Annotated in this window: 1 pseudogene; it reads left to right on the top strand. The window is 33.3% G+C overall.

The features are described from left to right. Positions 1-294 (top strand): annotated as a pseudogene (locus AOA60_RS32515) (hypothetical protein); the annotation flags it as partial.

Below are 294 nucleotides of genomic sequence, written 5' to 3' on the forward strand. Positions count from 1 at the left end.
TAAATGGACAAGCTTATTCGGATAAAAACCTTTATTTAAACTCTGCACCAACTGCCAATGCGATTATTGTCCGTAGCTTATCAGGTCTAATTGAATATATTCAGTCAGATTATGAGTGGAATGAAAAGTTAATGGTACATGTTGTTAGTCCAACAGAAGTTGTTTGTTTCGACGCATTAAATGCTGATAAAAAACGTAATGAATACATTGTTGCAAATGCTATGCTACCGTCATTTAGGTTTGATCAGTTTTATGATACAGAAACATTTAACATTAAGCTGCAATCAGCATTTG

This window comes from Pseudomonas sp. 2822-17 (assembly GCF_002742485.1).
Taxonomy (GTDB): Bacteria; Pseudomonadota; Gammaproteobacteria; order Pseudomonadales; family Pseudomonadaceae; genus Aquipseudomonas; species Aquipseudomonas cyclaminis.